At 62.2% G+C, this 18726-nt stretch carries 16 protein-coding genes; 11 read left to right on the top strand and 5 right to left on the bottom strand.

Annotated features, from left to right (window positions below):
- Window positions 1-52 precede the first annotated feature (52 nt).
- On the bottom strand, window positions 53-664 hold the full coding sequence (locus CD175_RS03085) for a TetR/AcrR family transcriptional regulator (RefSeq protein ID WP_104447619.1): 612 nt from the start codon (window positions 662-664) through the stop codon (window positions 53-55).
- Window positions 665-811: 147 nt separating this feature from the next.
- On the opposite strand from CD175_RS03085, the gene CD175_RS03080 reads away from it, so the two are divergent.
- From CD175_RS03080 to CD175_RS03055, 5 genes are all read left to right on the top strand, one after another.
- On the top strand, window positions 812-1105 hold the full coding sequence (locus tag CD175_RS03080; RefSeq protein WP_104447618.1) for a LysR family transcriptional regulator: 294 nt from the start codon (window positions 812-814) through the stop codon (window positions 1103-1105).
- Window positions 1106-1390: 285 nt separating this feature from the next.
- Window positions 1391-1858 carry a hypothetical protein gene (locus CD175_RS03070; protein WP_146094544.1) on the top strand — a complete coding sequence of 156 codons (468 nt, stop codon included), beginning with the start codon at window positions 1391-1393 and terminating at the stop codon, window positions 1856-1858.
- Between the two features lie 132 nt (window positions 1859-1990).
- Window positions 1991-3232 (top strand): multidrug efflux RND transporter periplasmic adaptor subunit MexE, encoded by a 1242-nt coding sequence (mexE, locus tag CD175_RS03065; RefSeq protein WP_104447616.1) that lies wholly within the window; start codon window positions 1991-1993, stop codon window positions 3230-3232.
- A 12-nt stretch (window positions 3233-3244) separates the two neighbouring features.
- A complete protein-coding gene (locus CD175_RS03060; protein WP_104447615.1) occupies window positions 3245-6436 on the top strand; it encodes an efflux RND transporter permease subunit in 3192 nt (1063 codons plus the stop codon).
- The gene (locus CD175_RS03055; protein WP_104447614.1) at window positions 6436-7854 is read left to right on the top strand and encodes an efflux transporter outer membrane subunit; all 1419 of its coding nucleotides are present in this window, start codon (window positions 6436-6438) and stop codon (window positions 7852-7854) included. Before CD175_RS03060 ends, CD175_RS03055 begins: the two co-directional genes overlap by 1 nt.
- 312 nt (window positions 7855-8166) lie before the next feature.
- On the opposite strand, the gene CD175_RS03040 is transcribed toward CD175_RS03055, so the two are convergent.
- Both CD175_RS03040 and CD175_RS03035 read right to left on the bottom strand, forming a co-directional pair.
- Window positions 8167-9732 (bottom strand): aldehyde dehydrogenase (NADP(+)), encoded by a 1566-nt coding sequence (locus tag CD175_RS03040; RefSeq protein WP_104447612.1) that lies wholly within the window; start codon window positions 9730-9732, stop codon window positions 8167-8169.
- Window positions 9732-10364, bottom strand: a complete 633-nt coding sequence (locus CD175_RS03035) for a cysteine hydrolase family protein (RefSeq protein ID WP_104447611.1) — start codon at window positions 10362-10364, stop codon at window positions 9732-9734. Before CD175_RS03035 ends, CD175_RS03040 begins: the two co-directional genes overlap by 1 nt.
- 99 nt (window positions 10365-10463) lie before the next feature.
- Here CD175_RS03035 and CD175_RS03030 point away from each other — a divergent pair, with 99 nt between their 5' ends.
- Together CD175_RS03030 and CD175_RS03025 are read left to right on the top strand one after the other, a co-directional pair.
- The gene (locus tag CD175_RS03030; protein WP_104447610.1) at window positions 10464-10958 is read left to right on the top strand and encodes a winged helix-turn-helix transcriptional regulator; all 495 of its coding nucleotides are present in this window, start codon (window positions 10464-10466) and stop codon (window positions 10956-10958) included.
- 163 nt (window positions 10959-11121) lie between these two features.
- Window positions 11122-11574 (top strand): cupin domain-containing protein, encoded by a 453-nt coding sequence (locus tag CD175_RS03025; protein WP_104447609.1) that lies wholly within the window; start codon window positions 11122-11124, stop codon window positions 11572-11574.
- 190 nt (window positions 11575-11764) lie between these two features.
- On the opposite strand, the gene CD175_RS03020 is transcribed toward CD175_RS03025, so the two are convergent.
- Together CD175_RS03020 and CD175_RS03015 are read right to left on the bottom strand one after the other, a co-directional pair.
- Window positions 11765-12184 (bottom strand): organic hydroperoxide resistance protein, encoded by a 420-nt coding sequence (locus CD175_RS03020; protein ID WP_104447608.1) that lies wholly within the window; start codon window positions 12182-12184, stop codon window positions 11765-11767.
- 186 nt (window positions 12185-12370) lie between these two features.
- A complete protein-coding gene (locus tag CD175_RS03015) occupies window positions 12371-13255 on the bottom strand; it encodes a LysR family transcriptional regulator (RefSeq protein WP_104447607.1) in 885 nt (294 codons plus the stop codon).
- A gap of 210 nt (window positions 13256-13465) precedes the next feature.
- On the opposite strand from CD175_RS03015, the gene CD175_RS03005 reads away from it, so the two are divergent.
- The 4 genes from CD175_RS03005 to CD175_RS02990 all read left to right on the top strand — a co-directional run bounded on the left by CD175_RS03005 (window position 13466) and on the right by CD175_RS02990 (window position 18721).
- Entirely contained in the window at window positions 13466-14866 is a 1401-nt protein-coding gene (locus CD175_RS03005; protein WP_104447606.1) for an MFS transporter, read from the top strand.
- Between the two features lie 157 nt (window positions 14867-15023).
- Window positions 15024-17027: an aminotransferase class I/II-fold pyridoxal phosphate-dependent enzyme gene (locus tag CD175_RS31855; protein ID WP_104447605.1), complete on the top strand. Its 2004-nt coding sequence runs from the start codon at window positions 15024-15026 to the stop codon at window positions 17025-17027.
- Window positions 17028-17054: 27 nt separating this feature from the next.
- Window positions 17055-17837: a transporter substrate-binding domain-containing protein gene (locus tag CD175_RS02995; protein ID WP_104447604.1), complete on the top strand. Its 783-nt coding sequence runs from the start codon at window positions 17055-17057 to the stop codon at window positions 17835-17837.
- A 170-nt stretch (window positions 17838-18007) separates the two neighbouring features.
- Window positions 18008-18721 carry an ABC transporter permease gene (locus tag CD175_RS02990; RefSeq protein WP_007977785.1) on the top strand — a complete coding sequence of 238 codons (714 nt, stop codon included), beginning with the start codon at window positions 18008-18010 and terminating at the stop codon, window positions 18719-18721.
- Window positions 18722-18726 lie beyond the last annotated feature (5 nt).

Genomic DNA, 18726 nt, shown 5'->3' with positions numbered 1-18726 from the left:
GGTAAAGCTAGTTCAGTCTTGTTGAAGCTGCCCGGAGCGATGATGCGGCTCCTCATCCTTGACTTGTATCGCCGGTTTGTCGCACCGGTACGTCCTGTGCGGTTTTTTCGGCCTTGGCAGGCCAGGCATCGATCACCGATTGCAGGAACTGCTGCGACAATCGCGGGTTGTCCAGGGCTCTGGCGATCAGTATCGCCCCGGTAATCGATGACAGGATGCGCAAGGCTTCCTGGTGCTTTTCATCAACGGTTTCGCCGTCGACCAATGGCATCAGCGTTTCGATCAGGGCCTGCACGCCTTGGGTGAACGAGTGGCTGACGGCACCGCCGTTGCGCGCGACATCGGCCGCCAGGGCAGGGATCGGGCAGCCTTCGGTCCAGTTGTTCATGTGGCCTTGGCTCAAGTACCTCTTGAGCAGTTCGGGGATGGATTTGGCCGCTCGCCAGTCGTCGATGTTGGTTTCGAACGTACGGCTCACGGCCTCCGACGCCAACTGCTCCTTGCCACCTGGGAACTGTCCGTAAAAGCCGCCGTGGGTCAGGCCCACCGAGCGGGACAGTTCGCCGATCCCGATGCCGTCGATGCCTTTTTCCCGGTACATCCTCGAGGCCGCCCCGAGGATCGCTTCCTTGTTGGCGGCTGCCTTGTCTTTCGTCACTTTCATGAGTGGAGTCCTGTCTTCCGATGGGCGCCATGGCAATTTTTTGCTGAAGGGCTGGTATTAATGATGGTCGTAATATAAATTCGCGGCAATGGCCTTGCAGGCCCGAACCCGTGGCTCAAGTCAAAACACCTCACAGGGTGCTGACCCATGAAACGTAATGATCTGCGCAATATCGACCTCAATTTGCTGGTGGTATTCGAGGCGCTCATTCAGGAGCGCAATGTCACTCGGGCCGCACAAAGACTTTCCCTGGGCCAACCGGCGGTCAGCGGCGCATTGGCTCGTCTGCGCACACTGTTCAACGACCCTCTGTTTAAACGCATTGGCCACAAAATGGAACCGACCACCCGAGCCTTGCAGGTGGCGCAAACGCTCGGTCCGGCACTGGACTCCATTTGTTCGGTCGTCAGTTTGACGGCTTGCAATGAAAAATCCCGTTAATTCATAGGCTTGAACAGAGCATTCCTTTTTTGGGGCTTTCACTGGTTTGGACCCGGACGCGGTCTTTTGTAGGAGCTGGCTTGCCAGCGATGGTCGTTAACGATAACGCGTGCGAACCGGATAAACACGGTCCCCTGTAGGAGCTGGCCTGCCAGCGATGGTCGTGAACGATAACGCGTGCGAACTGGATAAACACGGTCCCCCTGTAGGAGCTGGCCTGCCAGCGATGGTCGTTAACGAAAACGCGTGCGAACTGGATAAACACGGTCCCCTGTAGGAGCTGGCTTGCCAGCGATGGTCGTGAACGATAACGCGTCTGACCTGGATGAACGCGGTGCACTGGAGTCCATCGCCAGCAAGCTGGCTCCTACAGTTTCAGCGTGGGCACGGTCCATTGTGGGAGCTGGCCTGCCAGCGATGGTCGTTAACGATAACGCGGGTGATCTGGATGAACGCGGCGCACTGGAGTCCATCGCCAGCAAGCTGGCTCCTACAGTTTCAGCGTGGGCACGGTCCATTGTGGGAGCTGGCCTGCCAGCGATGGTCGTTAACGATAACGCGGGTGATCTGGATGAACGCGGCGCACTGGAGTCCATCGCCAGCAGGCTGGCTCCTACAGTTTCAGCGTGGGCACGGTCCATTGTGGGAGCTGGCTTGCCAGCGATGGTCGTCAACGATAACGCGTGCGATCTGGATGAACGCGGCGCATTCGAGTCCATCGCCGGCAAGCCGGCTCCTACAGGTGTTGCGTGAAAACCTTTTTTTTGTGCTTATACATGATAGTCATCATTAATAGTGATACCCAAGTTCACTCCATTCGATTCGTCGCTGCCCTTTGTGCGGCCGAGAATTCTCCAACCCTTAAACCGTCTGGCGGACACCCCCATGGAACAGTCACTCAAACCTTTGCGTTATCCCCTTGCTGCCCTGACCCTGGCGGCCATCACGGCCTGCGGTCACGCACCCGATGCCGCCAAGGCGCCGGGTGCGCCTTCTGTCACCGTCGCAAAAGTGCTTGAGCAACCCATTACCGAATGGGATGAAGTCACCGCCCGTCTGGAGGCGCCGGAAACCGTCGTGGTTCGTCCGCGGGTTTCGGGGCAGATCGATCGTGTCGCCTTCACCGATGGCGAGTCGGTCAAGAAAGGGGATCTGCTGTTCCAGATCGATCCACGTCCGTTCGAACACGAAGTGCACCGCCTCGAAGCGCAGTTGCAACAAGCTCGCGCCGCGCTGGTTCGAACCGCCAACGAAGCGCAGCGCGGCCAGCGCCTGCTGAGCAGCAATGCCATTTCTGCGGAACTGGCCGACACGCGCAGCACCACGGCCCAGGAAGCCAAGGCCGGTGTCGATTCGGTTCAGGCGCAGCTGGATCTGGCGCGCCTGAACCTGAGCTTCACCCGCGTCACCGCGCCGATCAGCGGCCGGGTCAGCCGTGCCGAAATCACCGCCGGCAACATCGTCACCGCCGACACCTCGGCGCTGACCAGCGTGGTCTCCACCGACAAGGTCTACGCCTATTTCGATGCCGATGAACGCCTGTTCCTCAAGTACGGCCAGCTCTCCCGTGAAGGCCGGCGCAGTCAATCCACGCCGGTGTACATGGGCTTGTCGAACGAGGAGGGCAATAGCCACTTGGGGCAGATGAACTTCGTCGACAACCAGGTCAATCCCAAGACCGGCACCATCCGTGGCCGCGCGGTGTTCGACAACGCCGACGGTCAATACACCCCGGGCCTGTATGCCCGATTGAAACTGGTGGGCAGCGCGGCCTATGCCGGCCTGTTGATCAAGGACGAGGCCGTGGGCACTGACCTCGGCAAGCGATTCGTGCTGGTGATCGACCAAGACAACAAGGCCGTGTACCGCAGCGTCGATCTGGGGCCGAAGCTCGAAGGCTTGCGCATCGTGCGCAGCGGTTTGCAAAAAGACGACCGGATCATCATCAACGGCCTGCAACGGGTTCGTCCCGGCGCGGTGGTCGCGCCTCAGGACGCGCCGATGACCGATGCGCAAACCGTCGCCAACCTGGCCCGTCAGCGGCAGGCCGTCGAGGCGGGTAATCAGCCCGTCGCTCCGTCACCGGCGCTGGTGAAAACCGATGCCGCCGTTTCGCCTCGCGGATAAAGGAACACTGCCATGAAGTTCTCCCGGTTCTTTATCACGCGGCCGATCTTCGCCGCCGTGCTCTCGCTGCTGATCCTGATCGCCGGTGCGATCTCGCTGTTCCAGCTGCCGATCAGCGAGTACCCGGAAGTGGTGCCACCCACCGTTGTCGTCCACGCCAACTATCCGGGGGCCAACCCCAAGGTCATCGGTGAAACCGTGGCCGCGCCCCTGGAGCAAGCCATCACCGGCGTGGAGAACATGCTGTACATGTCCTCGCAGTCGACGGCCGATGGTCGACTCACGCTCACCGTGACCTTCGCCCTGGGCACCGATCTGGACAACGCCCAGGTACAGGTGCAGAACCGCGTGACCCGCACCGAGCCGAAACTGCCGGAGGAAGTGACGCGCATCGGTATCACCGTGGACAAGGCGTCGCCCGAGCTGACGATGGTGGTGCACCTGACTTCGCCGGACAAGCGCTACGACATGCTGTACCTGTCCAACTACGCGATCCTCAACGTCAAGGATGAGCTGTCGCGCCTGAACGGAATCGGTGACGTGAAGATGTTCGGTATCGGCGACTACTCGCTGCGTATCTGGCTCGATCCGAACAAGACCGCGTCACGCAACCTGACCGCCACCGACGTGGTCAATGCGGTGCGTGAACAGAACCGCCAAGTGGCGGCCGGCCAACTGGGTTCACCGCCTGCACCCAACGCCACCAGCTTCCAGATGTCGATCAACTCCCAAGGGCGGCTGGTCACCGAAGAAGAGTTTGAGAACGTGATCGTCCGCAGTGGTCCGGACGGCGAAATCACCCGCCTCAAGGACATTGCGCGGATTGAACTCGGCTCCAACCAGTACGCCTTGCGCGCCTTGCTCAACAACCAGGAAGCGGTGGCGATGCCGATCTTCCAGCGCCCGGGTTCCAATGCCATCGACGTTTCCGACCAGGTGCGGGCGAAGATGGCCGAGCTGAAAAAGAGCTTCCCGGAGGGCATGGATTACGAGATCGTCTACGACCCGACCATCTTTGTGCGCAGCTCGATCGAGGCGGTGGTTCACACCTTGTTCGAAGCGCTGATCCTCGTGGTGCTGGTGGTGATCCTGTTCCTGCAAACCTGGCGCGCCTCGATCATTCCGTTGGTGGCGGTTCCGGTTTCGCTGATCGGCACCTTTGCCGTGATGCACCTGTTCGGCTTCTCGCTCAACGCCCTGTCGCTGTTCGGCCTGGTATTGGCCATCGGCATCGTGGTCGACGATGCGATCGTCGTGGTGGAGAACGTCGAGCGCAATATCGAGACGGGGCTCGATCCGGTCGAAGCGACCCAAAAAGCCATGGGCGAGGTGACCGGCCCGATCATCGCCACGGCGTTGGTGTTGTGCGCGGTGTTCGTCCCGGCGGCGTTCATCTCCGGGTTGACCGGGCAGTTCTACAAACAGTTCGCCCTGACCATTGCGATCTCCACAGTGATCTCGGCCTTTAACTCCCTGACCTTGTCGCCGGCATTGGCGGCGGTTTTGCTCAAGTCCCACAGCGCACCCAAGGACCGCTTTTCGAAGATTCTGGATCGCCTGTTCGGTGGCTGGCTGTTCAAACCCTTCAACCGGTTGTTTGAAAAAGCCGGCAACGGGTATGTCGGGACCGTGTCCAAGGTGATCCGTGGCAGCAGCGTGGCGTTGCTGGTCTATGCCGGTCTGATCGCCATGACCTACATGGGCTTCAGCACCACGCCGACTGGGTTCGTGCCGACCCAGGACAAAAAGTACCTGGTGACCTTCGCGCAACTGCCGGATGCGGCCAGCCTTGATCGCACCGAGTCGGTGATCCGGCGCATGAGCACCATCGCCATGAACGAACCGGGCTTTGACAGCGCCGTGGCCTTCCCGGGCTTGTCGATCAACGGTTTCACCAACAGCCCGAATGCTGGCATTGCGTTCATCGGCTTGAGCGCTTTCGATGAACGCAAAAGCCCGAGCCTGTCCGCCGGAGCGATTTCCGCTTCGCTGAACGCCAAGTTCGGTGGCATTCAAGACGCCTATATCGCGGTGTTCCCGCCGCCGCCCGTTCAAGGCCTGGGCACCATTGGTGGCTTCCGCCTGCAGATCGAAGACCGCGGCAACCTGGGTTACGACGAGCTGTACAAAGAGACCATGAACATCATCGGCAAGAGCCGCAGTGTTCCGGAACTGGCCAACCTGTTCACCAGCTACACGGTGAACGTGCCGCAGGTCGAGGCCGCCATCGATCGCGAAAAAGCCAAGACCCACGGCGTGGCGATCAACGACATATTCGACACGCTGCAGGTGTACCTGGGGTCGCTGTACGCCAACGACTTCAACCGTTTTGGCCGTACTTATCAGGTCAACGTCCAGGCTGAGCAACAGTTCCGCCAGGAGCCGGAGCAGATCGGTCAGTTGAAGGTGCGCAACGACCGTGGAGAGATGATTCCACTGGCCACCTTCGTCAAGGTCAGCCCGACGTCGGGGCCGGACCGGGTCTCGCACTACAACGGTTTCGTCACCGCAGAAATCAACGGCAGCGCGGCCCCGGGCTACAGCTCCGGCCAGGCGCAGGCGGCGATTGAAAAGCTGTTGAAGCAAGAGCTGCCCAACGGCATGACCTACGAGTGGACCGACCTGACCTACCAGCAGATCCTTTCCGGCAACACCGCGTTGCTGGTGTTCCCGCTCTGCGTCCTGCTGGCGTTCCTGGTGTTGGCGGCCCTGTATGAAAGCTGGAGCCTGCCGCTGGCGGTGATCCTGATCGTGCCGATGACCCTGCTGTCGGCGATTGCCGGGGTGATCATTTCCAAGGGCGACAACAACATCTTCACCCAGATCGGCTTGATCGTGCTGGTGGGGCTGGCGTGCAAGAACGCGATCCTGATCGTCGAGTTCGCCAAGGACAAACAGGACCAGGGCCTGTCGCCGCTGGACGCTGTTCTCGAAGCCTGCCGGCAGCGGCTGCGCCCGATCCTGATGACGTCGTTCGCGTTCATCATGGGCGTCATCCCGCTGGTGACGTCCACCGGCGCCGGTTCCGAGATGCGTCGGGCCATGGGGGTTGCCGTGTTCTCCGGAATGCTCGGGGTGACCTTCTTCGGTCTGTTGCTGACACCGGTGTTCTACGTCCTTATCCGTCGCTACATCGAACGTAAAGCCGCGCGCCAGGCGGCCCGCGCTCACTCGCTCAAGGTCATTGATCCGGAGGCACACTGATGAACGCTTTCAAGCTGTTTTTACCGAGTCTGCTGGTCACCGCGTTGGCCGCCTGCACCGTCGGGCCGGATTACAAGACCCCGGACACGGCGCCTGCCCATGTCGTCTCGGCCCAAGGGGCCAACTACGATCAAACGCGTTTCGAAACGGTGTGGTGGCAGCAATTCGATGACCCCACGTTGAATCAGTTGGTCGGTAAAGCGCTCAACGGCAACCGCGATCTGCGCGTGGCCTTCGCCCGCTGGAAAGCCGCGCGGGCCATTCGTGATGACATCAGCAACGACAACCTGCCGGTGGTCACCAGCCGGGTCAGCAGCCAGCAAGGCAAGTCGCAGGTGCCGGGCCTGACCGAGCAGCGGGTCAATACCGATCGCTACGACCTGGGCCTGGACATGGCCTGGGAGATCGATCTGTTCGGGCGCATCCAGCGCGAACTGGAATCCAGCGATGCACGGGAAGACGCCACGGCGGCGGACCTGTACCAACTGCGGGTGAGCATGATCGCCGAGTTGGTGGATGCCTATGGTCAGCTGCGGGGTGCGCAACTGCGGGAAAAAATCGCCCTGGCCAACCTGAAGAACCAGAGCGAATCGCGCAGCGTCACGGTGAGCCTGCGTGACGCGGGCGTGGGCAATGAACTCGACGTGGTGCGCGCCGATGCCCGCCTGGCGGCCGTCGAGGCGAGCGTGCCGCAACTGCAGGCGGAACAGGTGCACCACAAAAACCGCATCGCCACGCTGCTGGGTGAACGCCCGGACACGCTGGGCATCGACTTGAGTCCGAAGGACTTGCCGGCCATCGCCAAGGCGTTGCCGGTGGGTGATCCCGGCGAGCTGTTGCAGCGGCGCCCGGATGTGCGCGCGGCAGAGCGCCGCCTGGCGGCTTCAACGGCGGATGTCGGTGTGGCCACCGCCGACCTGTTTCCACGGGTGAGCTTGAGCGGATTCCTCGGGTTCATCGCGGGGCGTGGTTCGCAGATCGGCTCCAGTGCCGCCCGCGCCTGGAGCCTGGGCCCGAGCATCACCTGGGCCGCATTTGACCTAGGCAGTGTGCGGGCGCGTATTCGTGGCGCAAACGCCGAGGCCGAGGGTGCATTGGCGACCTATGAACAACAGGTGCTGCTCGCCCTGGAGGAGTCGGAAAACGCCTTCAGCGACTACGGCAAGCGCCAGCAACGCTTGCTGTCGCTGATCAAGCAAAGCGAGTCGAGCCGTGCCGCGGCCGACCTGGCGGCGACGCAATACAAGGAAGGGGTGGTGGACTACCTGGTGTTGCTCGACGCACAACGCGAGCGCCTGAACGCCGAAGATGCCCAGGCACTGGGTGAAACCGACCAGTACCGGGCCATTGTGGCGATCTACAAATCCCTGGGGGGCGGATGGGACAGCGGTGACACCCGGCTCGCGAAAAACAACTGAGCGAGCAACACACAACCTGTGGCGAGGGAGCTTGCTCCCTCGCCACGGAACGAGTGTTCGCCTGTAGGAGCGAGCCTGCTCGCGATGGACTCAAGAGCGCCGCGTTCAGTCAGGACACACGCGTTATCGTTGACGACCGTCGCGAGCAAGCTCGCTCCCACAGGGTTAGTGGGTGTACGCAGTATTTGTGAACTACCGAATCTACTGTGGGAGCGGGCTTGCCCGCGAAAGCGGTAGTTCAGCCACCGATGATGTTGGCTGTGCCGGCCTCTTCGCGAGCAAGCTCGCTCCTACAGGGTTGGCGGTATGGCGTTAATGACCGTCGACAAGGCGCGGCAACCCCAAGGGATTGCCCTCACGCAAAACCTCCGGCAGCAGCTCATCCGGAAACCCCTGGTAAGCCACCGGGCGCAGGAAGCGTTCGATGGCGGTCATGCCCACCGAGGTGAAGCGACTGTCCGTGGTAGCCGGAAACGGTCCGCCATGCACGGTGGCAAAACACACTTCCTGCGGATGGGCGAAGGCGTTGACCACGATGCGCCCGGTGCGTCGTTCCAGGGTTGGCAGCAGGCGACGGGCCAGTGGCAAGTCGTCCTGTTCAAGGTGCAGAGTCGCGCTGAGTTGCCCCTTGAAGGCGCGCGCTACCCGTAACAGCTCCGCTTCATCCCTGACCTTCACCAGCAGCGCGGACGGGCCGAATACCTCCTGGGAAAGCGCCGGCTCGGCGAGAAAATGTTCGCCGTCGACTTCGAACAGCGCCGAACGGCCATCGACTTCAGCGGTGGCGGTCGAGCCCACGGCGACGAGGCGGGCGCCGGCGTTTTCCAGGGTGCGCAGCCCGTTCAGATAGGCCCCATGGATGCCCGGTGTCAGCATCGTGCGCGCCGGTGCGGTGCTCACGCGTTGGCTCATGGCGTGGCGCAGTGCTGCAAATCCTGCACCTTCGACGGCCAGCAGGATCGCCGGCTTGAGGCAGGCTTGCCCGACGTTGACCAGCATGCGCTCGACAAAGCCATCGCCAATCGCCGCGCCGCGTTCGGCCAGTGCCCGGGGCAGGATGAAGGTCGGGTTGACGCTGGTCATTTCGGCGAAGACCGGAATCGGCTCGGGACGCAATTGCGCACGCCGATACAGCGCCATGCCACCCTGTTCGGAACCGGTGAAGGTCACGGCTTTGATCAGCGGATGATCGACCAGCGCTTCGCCGATGGCATTGCCGCCGCCACGCACCATGGAGAACACGCCTTCGGGCAATCCGCAGTCTTGCACCGCCTGGCGGATCGCCCGGGCCTGGATTTCCGAGGCGCCGGGATGCGCGTTGTGCGCCTTGAGAATGACGGTCGATCCGGCTGCCAGCGCCGACGCGGTATCGCCACCGGCCACCGAATAGGCGATGGGGAAGTTGCTCGCGCCGAAAATCGCCACCGGGCCGATGGCGATTTTTTGCAGGCGGTGATCCATACGTGGGCGTGGCTGACGCTCGGGTTGCGCCGGGTCGATGGCCAGTTGCAGGAAACGCCCCTTGCGCACCACATCGGCGAACTGGCGGAACTGGGTGGCCGCCTTGATGGCCTCGCCTTCCAGTTGCGCCTCGGGCACGCCGGTTTCCAGGGCGGCCCGTGCCGCCAGCGCCGTGCGAACGCGGTCGAGGTTGTCGGCGATGCGTTCGAGAAACGCCGCCCGCACGGCGAGCGAGGTATGGCTGTACACATCGAACGCTTCATCGGCCAGGGTCGCCGCCCGGTCGACATCGGCCACGTTACCCAGCGCGAACGCCGGTTCAATCGGCTGGTTGGTCGCGGGATTGAGCGCCTTCAGGGTGCCTTCGCTGGCGCCGACATCACGGGCGCCGATCAGCAGGTTGCCGGTCAACTGCATCACGCACCTGCCTGTGCCAGTGCGGCAACCAGTTCATCGGTGGTCAGGATGGCGTGAGCGAAGGTCGGGCCGTTCAGCTCATGGGCCGAATGCATCATCTCCGGCTTGAAGGCCGCGGTCGCGTCGCGTACCAGGGTGACGTGATAGCCGAGTTCCTGAGCGTAACGGGCGGTGGCCTCGATGCAAGTATTGGCCAGCAGGCCGACGATGATCACGTGGGTGATACCCTTTTGCTTGAGGCGGAAATCAAGGTCGGTATTGGCAAAGCCGCTGGAACCCCAATGTTCCTGAACGATGATGTCGCCTTCCTGCGGCGCGAAGTCGGGGTGCCATTCGCCGCCCCATTCCCCGCGGGCGAAGTGGTGCATGTGCATGATCTTGCACTGAGTGGGGCTTGGGTGATCCCAGTTTTCGTAGTCGCCTTTTTCCCAGCGGTGGTGCGGTACGATGACCACCGGAATGTCGAGCCCGCGAACGGTGCGATCAAGCGTACGCAGGTTGTCGAGCAGGCCGACGCCCTTGGCAATGGGTTCGATCAAGGGGTAGATCTTTCCGCCTTCCGACAGAAAATCGTTGTAGGGGTCGACCAGCAGGTAGGCCGTCCGATCAAGAGGGTAGGTGGCGTTGGACATGGAGGTGCTCCGCAAGATAATCCGTGGAAGATGAAGTGTAGTTGCCAGCAATTCACGTAGATATGATAATCATAGTAACTAGGCAAGAGGCAATACCGCATGTCGGTGAAAGCAAGCGTTTCTGAAACCCTGTGCCCGATTTCCCGGGCCGAAGCCGTCGTGGGCGACCGCTGGACGGTGCTGGTCCTGCGTGAGTTGTTCATGGGCAGTCATCGCTTCGATGAAATCCAGGCGCAGACCGGCGGTACGCCGCAAATGGTCGCGGCGCGCTTGAAGAGCATGGAAGCCGACGGGCTCGTAGAGCGACGTGCCTACAGCGAACGGCCCAAACGCTACGAGTACCACCTCACGGAAAAGGGCGATGCGTTCTACTCGGTGGTGCTGGCGCTGCGGGCCTGGGGCGAAACCTGGTGCAAGTCGCCCGAGGAAGGTTTGGCGGTGGTTTATACCCACCGCAGTTGCGGCGAGCCCGCCGGGCTCGGACCGCTGTGCGCCCATTGCGGGCAGCCCTTGCGCCGCGCAGACCTGATCAGTGAACCGAGTGCCGCCTATGTCGCCGAACGCAGCGCCCGGCGCGAAGCGTTCAAGGCCTAGCGGCGGGTTTGTATCGGAAGGTATCCGCAACGCCCGTCGCTACCCGGGCATACAAAACCGGGGTTTCCAGACACCCGGGCGATACACGACGGCCTTCAAATGCAACCACCGGCACCGTGTCATTTTCGGCGCGGCTCGCCAGGGTTCAACTGGAGGAAAGGCAATGTTGCGTATCAACACCCGTCACACCATTGGCAAGCTTGGTCTGGTTCTGACCGCTGCAGGGCTCGCTGCCTTCGCGAGTCTCTCTCAAGCCCAGGAAACACAGGCGGCGTCGGCGATGAAAAGCTGGCAGCAGGGCCTGCATCGCACCGACCTGGTACGCGAAGACCTGGGCGCCGCCGATCGTGAAGTCACTCAGGTGCTCGTGGACTTCGACCCGGGCGTGACATCACCCAAACACGCTCACCCCGGCGTAGAAGTGGCGCACGTGATCAGCGGCACCTTCGAGTATCAGCTGGAAGGGCGGGCACCGGTGACGCTCAAGGCCGGTGATTCGTTGTACATCCCCGAAGGCGTCGCCCATGTGGCGAAGAACGTGGGCCAGGACAAGGCCTCGGAACTGGCAACCTACATCGCCAGGAAAGGCCAGCCGCTGCTGATCCTCAAGGAGTAGGAGAACTGTAGGAGCGAGCCTGCTCGCGATGGTCGTTAACGATAACGCGTGCTTACTGGCTAAACGCGGCGCTCTCTAGACCATCGCGAGCAAGCTCGCTCCCACAACAACAACAACAACAACGATTGCGGTGTTCAGAAAGCCTGGCCTGACCGGTATCAAGACGTCAGGCCAGGCTTTTCTGCGTCGATCAAACCAGATTGATCTCGACGTCGATATTGCCGCGAGTCGCTTTGGAGTACGGGCAAGTCTGGTGCGCCATTTCCACCACGCTGCGTGCGATGGCCGGGTTCAGGCCCGGCAGGCTGACATTCAGGCGGGCTTGAAGGAAGAAAGCGTTTTCGGACTTGCCCAGATCGATTTCGGCATCCACCGCAACGTCGCTCGGCAAGGCCACTTTCAGCGCGACGCACGCCTTGCCCATCGCCCCGATGAAGCAGGCCGACCAACCCGCCGCCAGCAGTTGCTCAGGATTGGTGCCGGCGCCCGAACCGCCGGGAGGCGAAAGCTTGATGTCCAGGCGTCCATCGGTGCTGCGCGCCTGACCGTCGCGGCCGCCGGTGGTGTGGGTCTTGCCGGTGTACAGCACGGTATCGATTGCATTGATCATGGTGTTTTTCCTGTCAGTAGGTCGCTGGAATGCTCGGAAAACCTGCGCTTTCCGATGCGCGCCCACTTTTTCATTTCCATGTACTGCCCATATGTCCTGAACCTGGGGGATGTGTATCGCTGTGTAAGGTGGCCGGGGGGACATACAGTTCGATACAAACCGCTGGAGTGCGCGCGGCGCCGGAGTTTACTGACTGCAAACCTCCCACACACAACCGCGCAGCCAGCGATGCGCCGGGTCGGCGTCCATGCGTGGGTGCCACAGCATCGACACCGTGATCGGCGGCGTGGGGAAGGGCAGCGCAAAGCAATGCATGCCCTGGCACAGGTTGCCGACGTGCCGCTGCGGTACGCTGGCGACCAGGTCTGAAGCCCGCGTCAATGCAATCGCGGACGAAAAACCGGCGACGAGGGTGATGATCTCACGCTTCAACCCCAACTCATTCAAGGCGTCATCCATCACGCCTTTTTCGTGGCCCCGGCGTGAAACCAGGATGTGCCGGGCCTCGGCATAACGCACCGGTGTGACTTCACCGTGAGCCAGTGGATGCCCCTCGCGCACCACGCCAATGAAGCGGTCGCGAAACAGCATCCGGGTCCGCACTTCCGGGCTGGTGGATTCGTCGATCACGCCGGTTTCCAGGTCCACCGAACCGTCGCGCAGCAGGGTGCTGTCCTTGTTCAGCTTCTGCACGAAATTCAGGCGGACACCGGGCGCCTCGCGGTGGATGCGGGCGATCAGTGGTGCGCCGAAATTTTCCACGAAGCCGTCGCTGGTGCGCAGGGTGAAGGTGCGTGCCAGTTGATCGAGATCGAGCGCCTCGGCGGGGCGCAGGACGGCTTCGGCATCCTGTACCAGCACGCCGACGCGTTCACGCAGCTCCAGCGCTCGGGGCGTGGGAACCAGTCCGCGTCCGGCCCGCACCAGCAACGGATCGCCCGTGGTTTCGCGCAATCGCGCCAGCGCCCGGCTCATGGCCGACGGGCTCAGGCGCAATCGCTGCGCGGCGCGGGCCACGCTGCCTTCTTCGAGCAACACGTTCAGGGTGATCAGCAGATTAAGGTCGGGCATAGGTTCCTGTGGGAGCGAGCCTGCTCGCGAAGGCGTCAGGCCAGTCGATATCAATGTTGAATGAAACACCGCCTTCGCGAGCAGGCTCGCTCCCACATGGTTTTTTAGCATATGGCGTTTGGTGCATGTATTCAGTGCAAACGCTGCGTCTTCCGCCATGTTATGGCTGGGCTTAGGCTCCAGACAACCTGTTTGCGGAGTCGCGAGAAAATGAAGTCCATATCGATTCGGGGCGCGCTGGCCAGCCTGTCGCTGTCCATGTTGCTGTCATCCTTGGGCACGAGCATTGCCAACGTGGGTTTACCGACACTGGCCGCCGCGTTCTCGGCCTCTTTCCAGCACGTGCAATGGGTGGTGCTTTCTTATCTGCTGGCGATCACGGCGCTGATCGTCAGTGTCGGGCGGCTCGGCGACATCATTGGCCGTCGGCGTTTGTTGTTGATCGGGATGGGTGTGTTTACCGCCGCTTCAGTCCTGTGCGCCGTCTCCTCCGGTCTCGGGTTGCTGATTGCCGCTCGGGCCCTGCAGGGCATCGGCGCGGCCATCATGATGGCGTTGACCCTGGCGCTGGTGAGCGGGGCGGTGCCCAAGGCAAAACTGGGCAGTGCGATGGGCCTGCTCGGCACGATGTCGGCGATCGGCACCTCGCTCGGCCCGACCCTCGGTGGATTTTTGCTTGCCAATTTCGGGTGGCCGGCGATTTTTCTGCTCAATGTGCCGCTGGGTATTTTGGCGATGGGCCTCGCGCAGCGTTTTCTGCCGAAAGATGACCCTGAGAAAAGGGCGGACCGAGCGGGTTTCGATGTCCTCGGCACCCTGGTACTGGTGTTGACGCTGCTGGCCTATGCGCTGGCGATGACCCTCGGGCGCGGCAGTTTTGCTCCGCTGAACCTGGCACTGCTGCTGGTGGCCGTGGTGGGGGCGGGCGTGTTTGTGTTCGTCGAGCGCAGCGTCGAGTCGCCGCTGGTTCGACTGACGATGTTCCGCAATGTGCAACTGAGCGCAGGTTTCGCCATGAGCCTGCTGGTGACGACCGTGGTCATGGCCACCCTGGTGGTGGGGCCGTTTTATCTCACCGGCGCACTGGCGCTGAATGCCGCGAGCGTTGGCCTGGTGATGTCGACGGGGCCGCTGGTCGCCGCACTGGTCGGGGTCCCGGCGGGTCGATGGGTCGACAGGTTGGGCGCACATCGATCCGGCACGCTCGGATTGCTGGCCATGCTGACCGGCGCTTGCCTCCTGCCCGCCGTTCCGACGAACTTCGGTGCGGCCGGCTACATCGTGCCCCTGGCGGTCATGACCGCCGGTTATGCGCTGTTCCAGGCGGCCAACAATACCGCCGTGCTGGCGGCCATCGCGCCGCAAGAGCGCGGCGTGGTTTCCGGTCTGCTCGGGTTGTCGCGCAATCTGGGCTTGATCACCGGCGCTGGCGTGATGGGCGCCGTGTTCGCCTTCGGCACGGCCAGCCACGATGTTTTGCAGGCGCCACCTGAGGCCATCGCCCAGGGGATGCGCTTGACGTTTGCGGTAGCGGCGGGGCTGATCTGCATCGCCCTGGCGATTGGCGCGGTCAGCAAAATCGTTTCACGTCGCCTGATCGCGTCGTGTTGAAAAACGGCGCGACTGTCGTGAAAACGACCTGTTTGCGCTGAACGCGAAGCCTTGTGAGTTTTCTGTTGAACGAGTGTTCAGTCTGGACTATGTTGAGGGCCACCTTCCCCCGGCTGGTTGCGGGCTTGCGTTTCTTCAATTCGAACGAGGCACTGGCATGCGGTTTTCACCCTTTGTAGAGCGGATCAGTGGCCAAGGCGTTGCCGCCTGGGATATTCACTACGCGGCCAACGCGGCACAGCGCAAAGGCGAGGACGTGATCATCCTCAGCGTCGGCGACCCGGATTTCCCCACCCCGGATTTCATCACCGATGCCGCCATCCACGCCTTGCGCGAAGGGGATACCCACTACACCGAAATCGCCGGCCGCCAGGCCTTGCGCGAAGCCATCGCCGGCCGCTACAGCCAGTTGATCGACCGCGAACTGCAGGCCTCGAACATCATTCTCACCGCAGGTGCGCAGAACGCCTTGTTCGCCACCTCGATGTGCCTGCTCGGTGCCGGCGACGAAGTGATCGCCTTCGACCCGATGTACGTCACTTACGAAGCCACGCTCAAGGCGTCCGGCGCCACGCTGGTGCGGGTGCCCTGTGCGGCGGATTCGGGTTTCCGCCTCGATGCCGCCGTATTGGCCAAGGCCATCACCCCGCGCACCCGGGCGATTTTCTTCTCCAACCCGAACAACCCCACCGGTGTGGTACTCAATCGCGAAGAGCTGCAAGCCATCGCCGACCTCGCCATCGCCCATGACCTGTGGGTCGTGGTGGACGAGGTCTACGAGAGCCTCGCCTACGAGCGCGAACACCTGAGCCTGGCGGCGTTGCCGGGCATGGCCGAGCGCTGCGTGGTGATCGGCAGCCTGTCGAAATCCCATGCCATGACCGGTTGGCGCATCGGCTGGGTCGTGGCCAACGAAGCCTTGGTCAACCATGTCGAAACCCTGGTGCTGAGCATGCTGTACGGCTTGCCCGGTTTCGTCATGGAAGCGGCGCTCAAGGCCGTGCAGTCCCATGAAGAAGTCACCCACGGCATGCGCGAGATCTATCGCCGGCGCCGCGATCTGGTGGTGTCCGGCCTGGCCGATTGCCCGGGCATCAGTGTGCTCAACCCGGATGCCGGCATGTTCGTGCTGGTGGACGTGCGCGGCACCGGCCTGACCTCGCTGGAATTCGCCTGGCGCCTGCTGGGTGAAGCCGGTGTCTCGGTCCTGGATGCCGCGGCATTCGGTGAACCGGCCCAGGGTTTTGTACGGCTTTCGTTCACCCTCAGCGAAGAACGACTGGCCCAGGCCTGCCAGCGCATTCGCGGCTTTGTCCAGGTACTCAACGGCGAAGCGCCGAGGCCGGTAATCGGCACGGTGACCAGTACCGCAACCGTCGAACCGGCCGCGGCCAGGACCATGATCGAGGTCGATCGCCTGCACAAACGCTTCGGCAATATTGAAGTGCTCAAGGGCGTTTCCCTGACCGCCCGCGAAGGCGAGGTGATCTCCCTGATCGGTGCCAGCGGCTCGGGCAAGAGTACCTTGCTGCGCTGCATCAACATGCTCGAAGTGCCGGACCAGGGGCGCATCCTGGTCGATGGCGAAAGCATTCACCTCAACCAGAATCGTCCCGGCGCACCGCTGGTGTCGGACGCCAAACAGCTGGTGCGCATCAGGTCGAGCCTGGGCATGGTGTTCCAGAACTTCAACCTCTGGCCCCATCGCACGGTGCTGGAAAACCTCATCGAAGCGCCGACCCAGGTCTTGCGTGAAAGCCGTGCGGAGGCCACCGAACGGGCCGAAGCCCTGCTTGAACGCGTCGGGCTTGCGGCCAAGCGCAACGAGTACCCGGCGTTTCTCTCCGGGGGACAGCAACAACGGGTGGCCATCGCCCGGGCCCTGGCCATGCGGCCCAAGGTCATGCTGTTCGATGAACCCACCTCGGCACTCGACCCGGAACTGGTCGGGGAAGTGCTGCGGGTGATCCGCTCCCTCGCCGAAGAAGGCCGGACCATGATCCTGGTGACTCATGAAATGGCGTTCGCACGCGATGTCTCTTCCAAAGTCGCCTTCCTGCATCAAGGGCTGATCGAGGAAACCGGTTCGCCGGACGAAGTGTTCGTACACCCACGCAGCGAGCGTTGCCGGCAATTCGTCAACGCTCATCAGACTCGCTAACTCATCATAAAAAGACGGGAAAACAACATGGGAAATCGACGTTTTGCAAACTGGTTGACCGGTGCAGCCTGCGTACTGCTGGCCGGCATGAGCGCGGCTCAGGCACAGCCGATCCGTTTCGCGGTGGCCGCCGAACCCTATCCGCCGTACACCGAAAAGCAGGCCAACGGTGAGTGGAAGGGCTTTGAAGTCGACCTGATCCACAAGCTGTGCAGCGAAATGAAAGCCGATTGCGAGATCAAGGAAGTGGCGTGGGACGGCATCATTCCGTCGCTGCTGGCGAAGAAGATCGACGTGATCTTTTCTTCGATGTCGGTGACCGAAGAACGGGAAAAACAGATCGCCTTCAGCAAGGCCTACTACGATTCGGCGATTGCCGTCGTCGGCCCGAAAGAGACGTCGGTGAAGAAGTACCCGGATGACCTCAAGGGCAAGATCATCGGCGTGCAGAACTCGACCGTGAGCGCCAGCTACCTGAAGACCTACTACGAAAAAATCGCCGACGTTAAGTACTACGACACCCAGGACTCGGCCAACGCCGACCTGATTGCCGGCCGCATCGACCTGATGATGGCCGACGGCACCGCCATGGCCGCCTTCGTCAAGACCCCGGATGCCAAGGACCTGGCCTACCTCGGCACCGTGCCTTACGACCCGATCTTCGGCAAAGGCGTAGGCGCCGGCCTGCGCAAGGACGACACCGAACTCAAGGCCAAACTCGACAAGGCCATCCAGGAGTTGCTGGCGAGCAAGGACTACGACGAGCTGTCCCAGAGCTACTTCGGCACCAGCGTGAAGCCGGCGTTCTGATGACTGGCTAAACGCAAGTCCTGAGGAAAAGCAGATCCCTGTGGGAGCGAGCTTGCTCGCGATAGCGGTGGTTCAGTCAGCATTGATATTGACTGGCATGGCCTCATCGCGAGCAAGCTCGCTCCCACAGAATCCGGCGGTGTGTTCATGACCGCATACTGGAGACTGAAATGCCGGCAATGTTCGATCTGATCAATTTCACCGAACAGGGATGGGGCAGTGCGCTGTTGAAGGGGCTCTGGATGACCCTGCAGATTTCCGCCGGGGCCTTTGTGCTCGGGCTGGCCATCGGGCTGGTGGTGGCGTGCCTCAAGCTCGGCGCACCGAAGCCGATTGCAGCGCTGATGCGCGGCTACACCACCTTGTTCCGCGCGGTGCCCGAGTTGCTGCTGATTCTGTTGCTGTACTACGTCGGCTCCATGCTCCTCAATTCGCTGATGACCAAACTCGGCTACGGCGTGGTGAACGTCAGCGGCCCGCTGGCGGCCATCGTCGTGCTGGGGCTGGTGCAGGGCGCCTACGCTTCGGAGATTTTCCGCGCGGCGATCCAGGCGATTCCCTTCGGCCAGATCGAAGCGGCCAAGGCATTCGGCCTCAACGGTTTCGGTCTGTTCCGCCGGGTCACGCTGCCGATCATGGCGCCTTACGCCATGGCCGGGATGGCCAACCTGTGGATCAACCTGATCAAGGACAGCGCGCTGATCAGCGTGGTCGGCACCAACGAGCTGCTGTACACCGCCAAGCAAGGCGCGGGTTCGACGCGCCACTATCTGTTGTTCTACCTCACGGCTGCCGCGCTGTACTACGCGGTGACCTTGGCGTCGAACTATCTTTCGGGACGGTTGGAGCGACGCATTCGTCGCTGGATGCCTCTTGTTGACTGAACCGG

The organism is Pseudomonas laurylsulfatiphila (genome assembly GCF_002934665.1).
Classification (GTDB): domain Bacteria; phylum Pseudomonadota; class Gammaproteobacteria; order Pseudomonadales; family Pseudomonadaceae; genus Aquipseudomonas; species Aquipseudomonas laurylsulfatiphila.
Note: the sequence above shows the minus strand (reverse complement) of the source record. Positions and strands in the feature narration are given on the sequence as shown.